13 protein-coding genes are annotated in these 15,357 nt (G+C 54.2%); 1 reads left to right on the top strand and 12 read right to left on the bottom strand.

What is annotated here, in order from left to right; translation table 11 throughout:
- Nucleotides 1–3 precede the first annotated feature (3 nt).
- The 7 genes from carA to lspA form a co-directional block, all read right to left on the bottom strand.
- Nucleotides 4–1,140 carry a glutamine-hydrolyzing carbamoyl-phosphate synthase small subunit gene (gene carA / locus EHV15_RS29630; RefSeq protein WP_128634409.1) on the bottom strand — a complete coding sequence of 379 codons (1,137 nt, stop codon included), beginning with the start codon at nt 1,138–1,140 and terminating at the stop codon, nt 4–6.
- Between the two features lie 167 nt (nt 1,141–1,307).
- Nucleotides 1,308–2,600, bottom strand: coding sequence for a dihydroorotase (locus EHV15_RS29635; protein WP_128634410.1), 1,293 nt, complete (start codon nt 2,598–2,600; stop codon nt 1,308–1,310).
- A 76-nt stretch (nt 2,601–2,676) separates the two neighbouring features.
- Complete coding sequence (locus tag EHV15_RS29640; protein ID WP_128634412.1) at nt 2,677–3,588, bottom strand: aspartate carbamoyltransferase catalytic subunit; 912 nt, start codon at nt 3,586–3,588, stop codon at nt 2,677–2,679.
- Nucleotide 3,589: 1 nt separating this feature from the next.
- Complete coding sequence (gene pyrR / locus EHV15_RS29645) at nt 3,590–4,135, bottom strand: bifunctional pyr operon transcriptional regulator/uracil phosphoribosyltransferase PyrR (RefSeq protein WP_128634414.1); 546 nt, start codon at nt 4,133–4,135, stop codon at nt 3,590–3,592.
- A 1,161-nt stretch (nt 4,136–5,296) separates the two neighbouring features.
- Complete coding sequence (locus EHV15_RS29650) at nt 5,297–6,550, bottom strand: LL-diaminopimelate aminotransferase (protein WP_128634416.1); 1,254 nt, start codon at nt 6,548–6,550, stop codon at nt 5,297–5,299.
- A gap of 146 nt (nt 6,551–6,696) precedes the next feature.
- Nucleotides 6,697–7,644 (bottom strand): RluA family pseudouridine synthase, encoded by a 948-nt coding sequence (locus tag EHV15_RS29655; RefSeq protein WP_128634418.1) that lies wholly within the window; start codon nt 7,642–7,644, stop codon nt 6,697–6,699.
- Complete coding sequence (gene lspA, locus EHV15_RS29660) at nt 7,641–8,138, bottom strand: signal peptidase II (RefSeq protein ID WP_128634420.1); 498 nt, start codon at nt 8,136–8,138, stop codon at nt 7,641–7,643. The genes EHV15_RS29655 and lspA overlap by 4 nt, the downstream gene beginning before the upstream one ends.
- 231 nt (nt 8,139–8,369) lie before the next feature.
- Between lspA and EHV15_RS29665 the strand changes: the two genes are divergently transcribed.
- Complete coding sequence (locus EHV15_RS29665) at nt 8,370–9,107, top strand: TraR/DksA C4-type zinc finger protein (RefSeq protein WP_128634421.1); 738 nt, start codon at nt 8,370–8,372, stop codon at nt 9,105–9,107.
- Here EHV15_RS29665 and EHV15_RS29670 read toward each other — a convergent pair.
- The 5 genes from EHV15_RS29670 to EHV15_RS29690 all read right to left on the bottom strand — a co-directional run bounded on the left by EHV15_RS29670 (nt 9,094) and on the right by EHV15_RS29690 (nt 15,357).
- Complete coding sequence (locus EHV15_RS29670; RefSeq protein ID WP_128634422.1) at nt 9,094–9,444, bottom strand: DUF5665 domain-containing protein; 351 nt, start codon at nt 9,442–9,444, stop codon at nt 9,094–9,096. The genes EHV15_RS29665 and EHV15_RS29670 overlap by 14 nt on opposite strands.
- Nucleotides 9,445–9,595: 151 nt before the next feature.
- Nucleotides 9,596–12,691 carry an isoleucine--tRNA ligase gene (gene ileS, locus EHV15_RS29675; protein ID WP_128634423.1) on the bottom strand — a complete coding sequence of 1,032 codons (3,096 nt, stop codon included), beginning with the start codon at nt 12,689–12,691 and terminating at the stop codon, nt 9,596–9,598.
- A 961-nt stretch (nt 12,692–13,652) separates the two neighbouring features.
- On the bottom strand, nt 13,653–14,165 hold the full coding sequence (locus EHV15_RS29680) for a DivIVA domain-containing protein (protein WP_128634424.1): 513 nt from the start codon (nt 14,163–14,165) through the stop codon (nt 13,653–13,655).
- A gap of 130 nt (nt 14,166–14,295) precedes the next feature.
- Nucleotides 14,296–15,078 (bottom strand): YlmH family RNA-binding protein, encoded by a 783-nt coding sequence (locus tag EHV15_RS29685; RefSeq protein WP_128634425.1) that lies wholly within the window; start codon nt 15,076–15,078, stop codon nt 14,296–14,298.
- Between the two features lie 9 nt (nt 15,079–15,087).
- On the bottom strand, nt 15,088–15,357 hold the full coding sequence (locus tag EHV15_RS29690) for a YggT family protein (RefSeq protein WP_128634426.1): 270 nt from the start codon (nt 15,355–15,357) through the stop codon (nt 15,088–15,090).

The raw sequence follows: 15,357 nt of genomic DNA on the forward strand, positions 1-15,357 counted from the left end.
GGATTACAGTTCTCCTTTCGCAGCGGCCATGAGTTCGGCCTGACGGGGCTTTTGCGGATGCAGGCGCTTATGCTCCCGGATCATTTCGATGAAGCGGTCGAACAGATAGCTGTTGTCGTACGGTCCGGGAGCGGCCTCCGGATGGTATTGCACCGAAAAAGCCGGATATTGTTTATGCTTCAAGCCTTCGACCGTTTTGTCGTTATTGTTGATGTGCGTTACTTCCAGGTCTGTTCCGTTCAAGGACGATTCCGTTACCGTGTACCCGTGGTTTTGGGAGGTGATGTAGCAGCGGCCCGATTCCAGCTCTTTAACCGGATGGTTGCCGCCGCGATGGCCGAATTTCAGCTTTTCCGTATCGGCTCCGCACGCCAGGGCGAACAGCTGATGGCCCAGGCAGATGCCGAAAATCGGGTATTCGCCGAGCAGCTCGGAGATCATTTTCGCCGCGTAAGGCACGTCTTTCGGGTCCCCGGGACCGTTGGACAGCTGTATGCCGTCGGGATGCAGGCGGCGGATTTCCTCCGCGGTCGTGTCGTGCGGCACGATGACCACATCGCAATCCCGTTTGTTGAGCTCGCGCAAAATGCCGCTCTTGGCGCCGAAGTCCACGAGCACGATACGTTCCTTCGAGCCCGGGCTGCTGTAGACATGCTTCGTCGAGGTTTGTGCCACCTGATTGCGCAGCTCGTCGATGCTGGTCGCCAGCATCATTTCCTTAAGCTCTTCCACCGATTTCGAGGAGGTGGTCAGTATCCCCCTCATCGTCCCCTGATGGCGGATGATACGCGTCAGCATGCGGGTATCGATGTCGGCAATGCCGGGAATCCCGTATTCCTTAAGCAAATCGCCCAGGTTGTACTGCGCCCGCCAGTTGCTTGGCGTCGGCTCGTACCGGCGCACCACGAACCCGTGGATCGACGGGACGATCGATTCGAAATCATCCCGCGAGATGCCGTAGTTCCCGATCAGCGGATAGGTCATGGTGACGATTTGTCCGCAGTAGGACGGATCAGACAAAACCTCTTGATATCCCGTAATTCCCGTATTAAAAACGACCTCGCCCGTTTTTTCGCCTTCCGCCCCGAATGAGGTTCCGGTAAACAGCGTGCCGTCTTCCAACAACAATCTTGCCTGCATCCTGTAGCACTCCTTTACGCTCAACTTTTAGAGGTGGTTCAAAAAGTGCTGAAATCCCGACTTTTTGAACACCGCTTTTAGAAGTTCATCATGTTGATTTATCATTAACAGCCAGCTTAATTACTAGAATTCAACACACCGTCCATGATTGGGCTGGTGTCTCAGACTTATGCCTCAGACCAAACCAGGTTTCCGCCCACGATCGTTGCCACCGGCCAGCCCTTCAGCTTCCACCCGGCAAACGGGGTGTTGCGCCCTTTCGAGGCGAACGCGGACGGGTCGACAGCCCGCTCCTCCTCCAAATCGACGATCGTCAGATCGGCGGGAGCGCCGGGAGCGAGGCGGCCGGCCTGAAGCCCGAACACCTTCGCCGGACCTGCGGTCATGCGCTGCACCAGCATCCCCAAAGTCCAGCGGCCCTCGGACACAAATTTGGTGTACAGCAGCGGGAACGCCGTTTCAAAACCGACGATGCCAAACGGCGCAAGCTGCATGCCCTTGGCCTTCTCTTCCTCGCTATGCGGCGCATGGTCGGTGACGATGATGTCGATCGTTCCGTCCTCCAGCGCGGCGATGCAAGCCTCCACGTCCCGGCGGGAGCGCAGCGGCGGATTCATTTTCCAGTTGGCGTCCAGCCCTGGAATGTCATCGTCCGACAGGATCAGATGATGCGGGCATACCTCGGCGGTCACGTTGATGCCAATCTCTTTGGCCTGCCGGATCAGGCGGATCGACTGCTCCGTGCTGACATGGCAGACGTGGTAGTGAACACCGGTCGCTTCCGCCAGCAAAATATCGCGCCCGACATGGATCGCCTCCGATTCGTTCGGGATGCCTTTCAGGCCGTGCCGTTTGGCGAACTCCCCTTCGGCGACCGGCGCCCCTTCCACCAGCGAGTTATCCTCGCAGTGGGCGATAACCGGAATATCCAGCGACGCCGCCAGCTTCATCGCGTCCTTCATCATCTGCGCGCTCTGCACGCCGACGCCGTCGTCGGTGAAGCCGATCGCGCCGGCTTCCTTCAGGGCGGCAAAGTCGGTCAGCTCGCGGCCCAGCTCGCTTTTGGTGATCGCCGCATACGGCAGCACGTTGACCAGTCCCGCTTCGCCCGCTTTTTGCTTCACGAACTTCACCGTTTCGGGATTGTCGGTCACCGGTCTCGTGTTCGGCATGCAGGCAATCGTGGTGAATCCGCCTTTGGCCGCCGAACGGGAGCCCGTTTCGATCGTTTCTTTATGCTCGAAGCCCGGTTCGCGCAAGTGCACGTGCATGTCGATAAAGCCCGGGGCAACCAGCTTGCCGCCGGCGTCGATCACCCGCGTTTCCGGATCGGCCGCTGCAGCCTCCCCGGCCTCGTTAACGGCAATACTTTCGATCATTCCATTCCGGACGGTGATTCGGGACAACTTTAGCTCTCCATCGGCATTTAGGATATTGGCATTTATGATAACAAGTCGCATGAATGTTCATCCTCCGCTCTTTCGTACGATTTTGGAATAGGACAGCTGCTGCGGCGCTTTATTTACCCGCACGGCCTTACCGCAAGGCCCGTTCCAGGACAGCCATACGGATTGGCACGCCGTTTTGCATTTGCTTAAAGATGCGCGACTGCGGATGCTCCACGACCGCATCGTCGATTTCCACGCCCCGGTTCACCGGAGCCGGGTGCATGATCAGCGCGTGCGGCGACAGTTTGGCCGCCCTCGCTTCCGTCAAACCGTAATGGAGCCGGTACTCCGCGGCCGAATTCAAGATGCCGTCCGCATGGCGCTCCAGCTGAACCCGGAGCATCATGACAACGTCGCCGCTGAGCGCTTCCTCCATCGACACGTAAGGAGCGTAGGCTTCAAGGTCCGGAGCCTGCATATTTTCAGGCGCGCACAGCTTCACTTCGGCGCCGAATTTTTGCAAGGCCCACAGGTTGGAGCGGGCGACCCGGCTATGTTTGATGTCGCCGATGATCGATACCTTAAGCCCCTTCAACTCCCTAAAATGGGCCTTCATCGTATAAAGATCGAGCAGCGCTTGCGTCGGGTGCTCGTTGTTTCCGTCGCCGGCATTGACGAGCGGCACCCCGATTTTTTCCGCGATCCCTTCGAGCATGCCGATCGGCTTGAGCCGGATGACACCAGCGTCGATGCCCATCGATTCCAGCGTGCGGACGGTGTCGTAGATCGACTCGCCTTTTTCCACGCTGGAGACCGCCGCCGCGAAGTTAAGCACCTGCGCGCCCAGTCTTTTCTCCGCCATTTCGAAGGAAAAGCGGGTCCGCGTGCTGTTTTCAAAAAACATATTGGCTATGAAACGGTCCTGCAGGGCCGGAATCACTTTCTCTGCTTTGGCGTCCCAGTAGGCCGCCCGGTCCAGAATCGAGGAAATCTCCGCAGCGCTCAGGTTTTTGAGCCCCAGCAAGCTGCGTTCCTTTACCGCCGCCGTCGTCAGCGTCATATCAGTTCCCCTCCCGCTGGTACAGGATGCGGACAAGATCGCTTCCGTCGTGTTCTTGAAGCAGCACTTCGATTTCTTCCGTGCGCGATGTAGGCACGTTTTTCCCGATATAATCGGCCCGGATCGGCAGCTCCCGATGACCCCGGTCGGCGAGAACCGCCAGTTGGATCGACTCCGGCCGTCCGCAGTCCATGATCGCGTCCATCGCGGCCCGGATCGTGCGGCCCGTATAGAGAACATCGTCGAACAAAATGACTTTTTTACCTTGAATCGATACCGGGAATGTAGCTTGTTTGGCTCCCCGCACCGTATCGGTGTTGTCGTCCCGGTAGGACGTCACGTCAAGCTCACCCCATTGAATCGCCGATCCTTCGATGCTTTCCAGCCGCTCGGCCAGCCGCTTGGCGAGATATACCCCGCGCGTTTTGATGCCGGCCAGCACCAAACCTTCGATCCCTTTGTTTCGTTCCAAAATTTCATGCGCAATTCTGGTAAGTGCCCTCCGAATCGCCTGCTCATCCATAATGATATGACTTTCGATGCTCACAGCTTTGACCTCCTTGGGACGATTGATGGTCACCCGTGTTCGTTCCGTGATCGGCGCATAAAAAAACTCCTTGCCTGATTCAGGCAAGGAGTTTTTAGCCACAGTTAAACCATGACTGTCACGGGGGTTTGGGCATATCAGACCTTATGAAAATGAGCGCAGGTCGGCCCTAATTCCCCATTCACGTTACCTTGCCAGCCTCACGGGACTGAATTAAAGGTGCTATTGGTTTACATGAATTATGACAGAACGAGGTTAGCCTGTCAAGACACTCTGCCTGGAAACCGTTCACACCTTGCACACAATGGAGCCATCCGAATCTTCCTTAGCGGGAGTACGGCTGCATATCGCTGTTAATAATTATACATTCTTATTTATATTTATACAACCGAATTTTTGGGATGGCATTCCCGCCGCCAGCTCCGCTGAGAACTTATAACTCAACTTTCGCAGCATGAAATTGGCAAATAAGCATTGATGTAACTGGGCGAAGCGGCTGTCACGACCCGGAGTTGACATTGGATCAAAGGAGAAAGTTTTTCCTGGTATTCGAGGCGATTTCATGGACAGATCCGGCAGTTGTGGGACAGCGATCGCCTTACCTGGGGCACCTGCTTCCTGTTCCAGCTTTCTTGGTCCACTGTTGAATGGAATAGTTGCAAAATGTACAGTTACTTATCCGGAAATGCTGCCATAGCACTTGAATAAGTGTAAAACCTGCAATTACTCCGCTATATTTCGAAAAATGAGGCTAAAAACGAGGAAATAAGTGTACGAAATGCAATTAAACGAATGATTGGGTAAATGGATGTGAAGTTAGTTGTATGATTTGCAATTAATGGTCAGCGCCAAGCCGGTCGAGTACACTGTTGCCCGCTATCCGAACGGGCGAAATAAAGGCAGGCCGTAAACTCTTCACACTATACCCTCGCTCTAAACCAGTTTACCCGGGCCGATTCGAGGTAAATAGAGTCATCTGTGTCCGTTACATTTTGCAATCCTCGGTTTTTCCTCAAATAGCGGCTCTGGTGTCCCTTAGCCTTCAGATTCTCTTCTCCTTCCCTCTCTACCTGCATAGTTTTCCTCTACCGTACCGTAAATTTAATAAAAAAAGGCCGGCCAAGAACATTTCTTGGCCAGCCCTGCACAATTCAAATTAATTTAAAAAATAAACTTCAAATCGCCCAACCGGCGTTTAATTTCCGAGATCACGCGGCGCTCTTCCTCTTCGCCGTCGGCGATAAACGTCACCGAGAAACGGATGTAATGGCCGACGTCGTCCCAAGGCACCGTCGAAATCAACTTCTCGCGGATCAAAAATTGCGAGAAGTCTTCCGCCGTCGCAAAAGTCGGACCGCCTTCCACGCCCTTCGGCGCCTGCACGTACAGGAAGAACGAACCCTGCGGCTTCTTCGCTTTAAAGCCCAGTTCATTCAGCGCGTTAACCAGCAGATTGTGGCGGCGCGAATATTTCGCGGCGATTTTTTCGGTGATTTCCGGATGCCCCAAACCGTAAGCCGCCGCCTTTTGAATGGCGATAAACTGCCCGGAATCGTTGTTGTCCTTCACGTCGCTGAAGGCTTTGACGACCAGCGGGTTGCCGGCGACAAAACCGATTCTCCAGCCCGTCATATTGTACGACTTGGACAAGGAGTGCAGCTCCACGCCTACGTCCTTCGCGCCCGGCACGGACAGGAAGCTAAACGGTTTGAGCCCGTCATAAGTCAAGGCTGCGTAAGGAGCGTCATGCACGACGACCACATGATATTTCTTCGCCCATTCCACCACTTTGGCAAAAAATTCCGGCGTTGCGCTCGCTCCGGTCGGGTTGTTCGGGTAGTTCAAATACAACAGCTTCGCCTTGCGGGCCACCTCTTCCGGAATCGCCTCAAGATCCGGCAGAAAGTGGTTTTCTTCCGTCAAAGGTACCGTGTATACCTCGCCGCCCAAATATTTGGTATGCGTACCGATGATCGGATAGCCCGGGACGGTCATAATCGTAATATCCCCCGGGTTGATAAAGCAGGAAGGCAGCATTGCGATTGCCGGCTTGGAGCCGATCGAATGCACGACCTCCGTAGCCGGATCGATGCCTTCCACGCCAAATACATCGCGCAAATATTTCGCCGCGGCTTCCTTGAATTCAGGAATCCCGTTGTCCGCATAGCCGCGGTTTTCGCGTTTGGCCGCTTCTTCCGCCAGTTTGGCGACAATACCGGAATCGGCCATATCGTCGGGTTCGCCGACCCCCATGTCAATCAGCTCAACATCGGGAAAATCTTTTTTGGCCGCCGCTTTGGCGCGTTTGATTTTCTCGAATTTATAAATAGCGGTATCTTTACCGTAGTTTGCTCCGCCGATCCGGTCTGCAAATATCTGCTGAATGTAGGTTTCTTGTCCATACACCGTACTCATTTACCGTCCATCTCCTTCATATTCGTTAAAAAATCTACTTTTTTAAATATGAGGGAAGACCACGGAATAGAGAATGGATTAATTACCTGATCGTTTGTACTTTTTGATCAAGCTGTCTCCTGGAGGCGAACATTTCCCGGGAATTATCAACGGTTTCGCAGCGCCAAAAGCACATCCTCCATGTCAGCCGGAATCGGCGCGCTGAATTCCAAATACCGGCCGTCCGCCGGGTGTTCGAAGCCCAAAACGGCCGCATGCAGCGCTTGTCCGTTCATTTTGACGCCTTTGCTTCGTCCGTACAGCGGATCTCCCACGAGCGGGTGGCCGATGAATTTCATGTGCACGCGGATTTGATGGGTACGGCCGGTTTCCAGCCTAAGTTCCAGCAGCGTATAGTCGCCGAAACGCTCCGCCACCTGAAAATGCGTGACCGCCGGTTTGCTGTTCCGGTCGATGACCGTATACATTTTGCGGTCGTGGGGGTCGCGGCCAATCGGCGCATCCACCGTCCCCTGGTCATGGCTGACGTTACCGTGAACGAGGGCGTAATACTTGCGGGTCACCGAGTGCTCTTTCAGCTGCGCCGCCAGCGAGGCGTGGGCCTTATCGTTTTTCGCCGCCATAATCAGCCCCGATGTGTCCTTGTCGATGCGGTGCACGATCCCGGGACGAAGTTCTCCGTTGATGCCCGACAAGTCCTTGCAGTGAAACATCAGCGCATTGACAAGCGTTCCGCCAGCATGGCCCGGCGCCGGATGCACGACCATGCCGCGAGCCTTGTTAACGACGATAACGTCGCTGTCCTCGTAGTAAATATCAAGCGGAATATCCTCGGGAACGATTTCCACCGCTTCCGGCTCGGGAATCGTCAGCACGATACGATCGCCCTCCGCCAGCTTATAGTTCGCTTTGACCGGGGTTTCGTTGACAACCAAGTTCCCCGCTTCGATCCACAGCTGAATTTGGCTCCGCGAAATGTCCTCATCGAGCTGCCCTTTAACGTATTTGTCAATCCGCTCCTTAGCAGCCGCGGAATCGATCGTCCATTCGAGCGTGCCGTCCTCGGCTTCTTCATAAAGCTTGTCTAAACTCATACGTTCTCCTCTTGCTCATGGTTGGTCTGGGACGCCTGTTTTTCCCGGCGCATCTCCAGCAGCGAATCCAAAATGATCAACGCGACGCCGATCACGATGCAGGAATCCGCCACATTAAAAATCGGAAACGTGTAAGAACCAAAATTAAACTGTAAAAAATCGACAACTTCGCCGCTGACGGCCCGGTCCAGGAAATTGCCGAACGCCCCGCCGAGTACGAGGGACAGCGCCGTAGGCAACAACTTGTTCCGCTGTTTTCGCACTTTCAACAAATACCAGATGATCCCGATCACGACCACCGTCGTCACCGCGATAAAAAACCAGCGCTGATCCTTTAAAATACCGAAAGCCGCCCCAGTGTTGCGGTGCGAAGTAATGAGAAAAAAGTTGCCGATGACGGGAATTTGCTCTCCGATCGTCAACCCGGTTGCAATCAAATATTTGGTGCCCTGGTCAATTAGAAAAACAATCAATGCAATCAAAAAGTATACCACTCGGTAGTCACCTCGTTTTTCATTTCCAGCGGTTCAACAACCGGCAGGATTATCCACTTGTAAGCCTTGTATATTGTAGCACAGCCGGAATTGGCCCGTCCATGCGCGAAAGGATTTTCCTTAGGTAATTCGCCCTGCTTCTGCGCAAAATACCGCTAAGAGAGGTTATCCCGCACTAAAAGAAACCGCTCAAGAAACGGTTCCAGGATCAGGAAAGAAAGGAGAAAACCCATGTCGTATCTAACGAAAACACAACTGTCCGAACTTTCCGCCAGACTGAAAGAAGCGCAGGCCTCGCTCAGCGAAAGGCTTAAAGAAAACGACCATTACGGAATGAACGAATCGATGCGGTACAATACCAATGAACTTAGCCCGATCGACAACCATCCCGGAGACCTCGGCTCCGAGGTGTACGAACGGGGCAAGGACCTCGCCCTGGCCGAACACCATGAACTGCAGCTCGCCCGGGTCGAAGATGCGCTTGAGCGCATCGAGGACGGAAGCTACGGCTATTGCTCCACCTGCGGAAAACCGATCGGATACGAACGCCTCAGCGCGCTTCCGGAAACGGCATACTGCAAGGAGCACAGCCCCCAAACGTTCGTTTCGGCCAAACGCCCGATCGAAGAGCTTTTCTTGTCTCCTCCTTTTGGGCGCACCAGCCTGGATGAACGGGACGACCAAAACGGTTTTGACGGGGAAGACGCCTGGCAGATCGTGGAGAGCTTCGGTACCTCCAACACTCCGGCGTTTGCCGATGAATCGGAAGTCGATGATTATAATGACATGGAAATCGAAGCCTCGAATGAGCTCGACGGGTTCGTGGAGCCTTACGAATCGTTTGTCGCCACTGACATTTACGGAAAAAACGTTTGTTTTTACCGCAACGGCGTATACCGCAAACATATGAGTGCCACCAAACATCTGGAAAGCGAAGATTCGCTCGGAACCGGACCTAATACGTATTAAGCTCCAGTTGCCTTTGCACGATCCGCACAATGTCCGCGATATAATCGCCGATGATCGGCAGATTCAGCGCGCCAAGAACTTGAAGCACGTAAATGATCGTAGCGGCAAAAAAAGTAAATCCGACCGCAATGCCGACGCCTCTCGCCGTACCGGACAATATGTTCAGCCAAATCAGGCGCCAGGGCCGGTTTAAGAGCTGGGTATATTCGGTAATCCGCGATTTTTCCAGCTCTCTGGTCCAGCTCAGAGTCAGGCGGTACATGGCATTCACCCGCTCTTCCGGGGTCTTGGGAAGCTCTTCGGCCGGCGGCTCGGCTGCCGTTTTGCGACGCATCATCGGTACCCCATCCTTTGAACTCACATTTAAAATGCAAACGAGCCCGTCTCCCTTTCGCTTACGAAAGGAAAGACTATCTGGGCTCGTTTGTTTTAGTTTGCTTCTATTATGACCGTCCTTGGTACGGTCCATTCAGTTTCGTTTTCGTAGATTACGCTTGAATGGAAATGCCGATTGACTTGGTTCCGAGATCGGCCTTCTCCGCCGATTCGTCAAGCCTTACGAAAGCGACGTCCGTAATCAGCACGTTTTCGCGCAGTACGTTTTCAAACGCCGTAATCGCCGCTTTCAGCTCGTCATCGACGTCAAGCGAGAGGTGTACTCTTTTTTCGATCGGAAGATCCAGCTTCTTACGGGTATCCTGAACCGCCCGCACCACCTCGCGAACCCAGCCCTCCTGCTCAAGCTCCGGCGTGATGTCCGTGTTCAGCGCCACGGTGATCCCGTAACCGGAGGCGGATGCAAAGCCCGGCTTGGCCTGCTTTTCGATCAGCAGCTCGTCGGCGGTCACCGTCAGCTCCTCGCCCTCCGGCGATGTCACGGTAAACCGGCCGCTGTCCACGATCGCCCGCGTCTCGTCCGCGGACAATCCTTTCAGATAGCCCTGCAGGAAACCGACGTTTTTGCCGTATTTCTTGCCGGCTACTTTCAGGTTCAGCTTCAGCGTAAAATCGACGAATCCGCTGTCGCTCGTTTCGATCTCGATCGCCTTGACGTTGATTTCGTCCTTGATGATCTCTTCGTAGTCGGCCACGGCAAAATCACGGTCCATGGACACGATCAGGCTGGACAACGGCTGGCGTGTTTTGATGCCCGTCTCGTTGCGCACGTTGCGGGCCAGTTCAACAATTTGCCGCGCGCTTTCCATATCCTTCTCCAGCGCAAGATCGATCAAGCTTTCATCCGCTTGCGGGAAGTCGGCCAGATGGACGCTGTCCCCGCCGCCAAGGTTCGTGAAAATGTCTTCGGCCAACATTGGCGCAAACGGCGCGATCAGCTTGGATAACGTCAGCAGCACGCCGGTAAGCGTTTGGTAAGCCGACAATTTGTCTTCGCCGAGGCCGCTTCCCCAGAAACGGTCACGCGAACGGCGGATGTACCAGTTGCTCAGCTCGTCGATAAACCCTTCGATCGCCTGCGCGGCATTTACGAAATCGTTCACCGGAAGGGCTTTGTCGACGACGAGGATCAGGCTGTTCAGCCGCGACAAAATCCAGCGGTCCAGTTTGTTCGCCGATGGCCGCAGCGGATGCTCCTCCGGCTTGTAGCCGTCGATGCCCGCGTACAGCGTCAAGAAGGCGTGGGTGTTGACCAGCGTGTCGACCACCTTCGACTTCGCTTCGGCGACGATGCCTTTGGAGAAGCGTTTGCTGTTCCAAGGCGCACTGTCGGACAGCAGCGCCCAGCGGAACGCGTCGGTGCCGAATTCATTAATGATGTCCCACGGGTCGATGACATTGCCTTTCGATTTGGACATTTTTTGCCCGTTTTCGTCCAGCACGTGGCCGGTGGCGATAACCGCTTTATACGGCGCTTTGCCCGTAAACAGCGTAGACACGGCCAGCAGGCTGTAGAACCAGCCGCGCGTCTGGTCGATCCCTTCGCAAATCATGTCCGCCGGGAACTGCTCGGCAAAGGTCTGTTCGTTTTCGAACGGATAGTGGTGTTGGGCAAACGGCATCGAACCGCTGTCGAACCAGACGTCGATCACTTCGCTCGTCCGCTCCATAACTCCGCCCTCGCAGTGCGGGCAGCGCACCTTGACTTCGTCCACGTACGGCTTGTGCAGTTCCAGGTCCTCGCTAACGTGACCCACCGCATGCTCGCGCAACTCGGCCAGGCTGTGCGGGGCAAACTGCCCGCCGCAGTCCGGGCACACCCATACGTTAAGCGGGGTTCCCCAATACCGGTTGCGGCTGATGTTCCAATCAACGAGGTCCTCAAGGAATTTCCCGAACCGGCCTTCGCGCACATGGCCCGGATACCACTCGACCGAATTGTTGTTGGCGATCAATTGGTCTTTTACCGCCGTCGTTTCGATAAACCAGCTCTCCATCGCGTAATAGAGCAGCGGCGATTTGCAGCGCCAGCAAAACGGATAGCTGTGCTCGTATTTTTCTTTGCTGTACAGGAGGCCTTTTTCCGACAGCATTTTGACGATATCCAGATCGCAGTCCTTCACGAAACGGCCGGCAAAATCGCTGACGGCGTCCGTGTACCGGCCTTGGCCGTTAACGACGCTGACGAAGCTGATGCCGTTCTCGCGGCATGTGCGGTAATCGTCTTCACCGTGGGCCGGAGCCATGTGTACGATCCCCGTACCGCTGGCATCGGTTACGAACGAAGCGCCGACGATCACGTTGATTTTATCGGCTTTGATGTAGCCGAACGGCGGTGTGTACGTTTTGCCGATAAATTCCGCGCCTTTGTGCGTCGACAGTACGTTGAAGCCGCCTTTCATTACTTTTTCCACGAGGTTTTTGGCCACGATATAAACGCCGTCTTCCTGCTGCACCCGGGCGTATTCCATGTCCGGATTCATCGCCAAGGCAACGTGGGCCGGCAGCGTCCAAGGCGTGGTCGTCCAGGCCAGCACATATTCGCCGGTGTCGTCCAGCTTGAATTTGGCCGTGGCGCTCAGGTCCTTGACGTCCTCGTAGCCTTGGGCCACTTCGTGGGAGCTCAGCGACGTCTGGCAGCAAGGGCAATACGGGCTGACGCGGTGCCCCTTGTACAGCAGCCCTTTGTCGTGGATCGTCGCGAGGATGTTCCAGACGCTTTCGATGTAGCTGTTGTTCAGGGTGACGTACGGATCGTCGAGGTCGACCCAGTAAGCGATCGCTTCGGTAAACTCGCGCCACTGTTTTTCATAGCCGAATACGCTGTCTTTGCATTTTTTGATAAATTCTTCGATGCCGTATTTTTCGATTTCCTGTTTGCCGGAAATGCCCAGCTCCTTCTCCACGCCGAGCTCAACCGGCAAGCCGTGCGTATCCCAGCCCGCCTTGCGGACGACGCGGTAGCCTTTCATCGTCTGGTAGCGGCCGACGAAATCCTTGATTACGCGCCCGAGCACGTGGCCGATATGCGGCATGCCGTTGGCGGTCGGCGGCCCTTCAAAAAACACATAGTTGGGGCGTCCCGCGCGGTTTTCGATGCTGCGCTTGAACGTGTTCTCCTGCTTCCATTTGCCCAGAATGCGCAGGTCCCGCGCACGGGCGTTTTCCTTGACATCCACTTTTTTCATGGCTTCCAAACATCCTTTCGTTGATCTTCATGGGAAAACATAAGGCTCAAAGCCAAAATCGGCGCTTGGCCGATGCGGCCAGGAAGTGGGGGCGGAATTTTAACGGTTGTGAGAGCCGCTATTTCCGCCAAAACGGGGAGCTGCCAGCTGTAACGGTTGCCAGAGAGCTAATTCCCGGTTTTTCTTGGGAAAATAGGCTTTTTCGCATAAATTAGCGCGCTGACAACCGTTAAAAACAGAAACCCTGTCTTTTCCGCCAAATAAGCTCCATGGCAACCGTTAAAATAGCACCGGATCAACTAACCTTGCGGCATCCTTTCGTTAAGCCCTGATCTTTAGGCTAAAGCCAAACAAAAAAAGCCCCGTCCCTAAGGGACGAGACCTGGCTCGCGTTACCACCCTTGTTTCATGCGTCTTCCGCCGAACGATACGCCTCCGCGCGAAAAGAGCATGACAACTTGATCCCATACGCTTCATATGGGGTCGGTGTAACGGCCGACAACCGGCAAAACTTACTCTTTCCACTACTAAGGAAGTCAAAATATCGGCTTTTGATCACGAAGCTGATCGAGATGCCGATACGACGTCGAATCTTGAATTCAGCAGGGCCTTCCGGTGCTCACGTACCCAAAACGTACGCTCCGCTCCTCAGTCCCTAGCTTCATCCAACCTTCTCGGTGCTGAAAAGCCGCTATTTTGAACACCCATCTTACAAAAAAATCAAAATATCGGCTTTTGATCTTTCCTTATTTGGAAATTCAGCTTTGCTTCTCCGGGAGGATATTCCGACTGCGCTTTGAACGTTGGCTTTCAGCGGGCCGCCAACTCTCTGGGGAACAAAATCGCAGCGTACTGGTTCCCTTCATCGAATCCAATCGATTCAATTGCAAATTCAGTATGTCTATAGTTATAACGCATTCGCCAGCCGCATGTCAATATTCACTAGAGGTTGTAACACGCATCAATACAGTTCCTGAACCTCTTGCCCTTTATCTACGGTACGCTCGCGCTCGCGCGTTTCCAGCGCATCCCAGCTGTCGCTGCTGAGCAGATCGAGCTGAGCTTCCACAAGCGTACGGAATCTGGCCCGGTAGATGGAAGCCTGTTTTTTCAGCTCTTCGACCTCCATGGCGATCTTGCGCGATTTGGCCAGCGATTCGTTGACGATCCGGTCGGCGTTTTTCTCCGCTTCCTTCACGATCAGCTGCGCTTCCTTTTTCGCGTTGTTTTTCACTTCATCCGCCGCTTCCTGGGCGACGATGATCGTTTTGCTCAGCGTTTCTTCAATATTGGCAAAGTGATCCAATTTCTCCTGCATGGCAAGCAGCTGATTGTGAAGCTCCTTATTCTCCCGGATCACGATTTCGTAATCTTTGATTACCTGGTCAAGAAATTCGTTAACTTCATCCTCGTCATAACCGCGAATACGTCTGGAGAACTCCTTGTTATGTATATCCAGCGGCGTTAATGGCATGATCCCCACCTCCTCAAATTTCAAAACTTCCCGACGGGCGGGAAGGCGTTAGATACGATTCACGATATATGCTTTATGGAACAGTCCGAACTATTAATTCGACAAGAATCCGCCATCTCCTGCAAAACCTTCACACAAATTTGCCGATTTTGACACGATGCCGGCCTTTTTTCGTAAGCCCTTCCGCTTCAAGCACTTTAAAACGGCCGAACCCCTGCAGCGCCACGATGTCGCCTGCCTTAAGCGGCTTCGAGGGGTCCTCCTCCGTCCGCCAGTTGACCCGGCAGCGGCCCGCTTTGATCGGAATCATCACTTTGCTGCGGCTTAAATGGAATACATCGCTCACAATTCCGTCCAGCCTTAACGAAGCCACCGTCAAATCCATCGGTTCGAGCTCTTTTTCCGCCGTTTTCAGCTCGCTTGGCTCCAAAATATCCGTGATCACGCCAACCCGATGCACCTGATGAAGATTTAAATTGAGAAACGGGGCGATCTCTTCGGCGACCACGACATGGCAGCCGTCTTCACGCACATGAATGTCGCCGATTTTATCCCGCTTCAGTCCAAGTCCCAAAATAGCGCCTAAATAGTCTCCATGCTGGAGCGAAGTGAATTTTTGGTCTCCCGAGGTAATGCTGAGCACTTTCAGTCCCATCGGCTCCTGGCTAAGATCCCGGTAATCCGGGGCAACGAGCGCCCGGCGGCGCTCCGCATCTTCGTGCCCGCCGTCAAACCGGATTTGCACATCCGGGTGGCGGTTTGCCAAAGTTTCCAAAATAAAACACTGCCGCGGATCCAGGAAGTCGCTTCGCTTGACCTCATGGTATTCCCCGGCATTCGTTACCCATTCTGAGGCCCGGTCGGCAAAGGGGCGCTCCTCCGGCCTGAAATGTTCGTATATGTCTGCCCGCATATATCTAAACTACCCGAAGACATAAATCAAAAGGGTTTTTAATCCGAAGGAAGCCAGCCAAAGTGCCAATAAGGCAACAATCGGGGAAAAATCAATCATCCCCAGAGGCGGTACAATTCGGCGAAACGGGGCCAAATAAGGCTCAACCAATTTCCCGAGAATTTCACCAATAAAGCTTTCACGCACATTCGGAACCCACGACATAAATATATAGATTATTATCATCCAATAATAAATTCTATATATTACGTCAACTACATCCAACAAAGTTCCTACCAA

Origin of the sequence: Paenibacillus oralis (assembly GCF_003863965.1) — a bacterium.
Taxonomy (GTDB): Bacteria; Bacillota; Bacilli; order Paenibacillales; family Paenibacillaceae; genus Fontibacillus; species Fontibacillus oralis.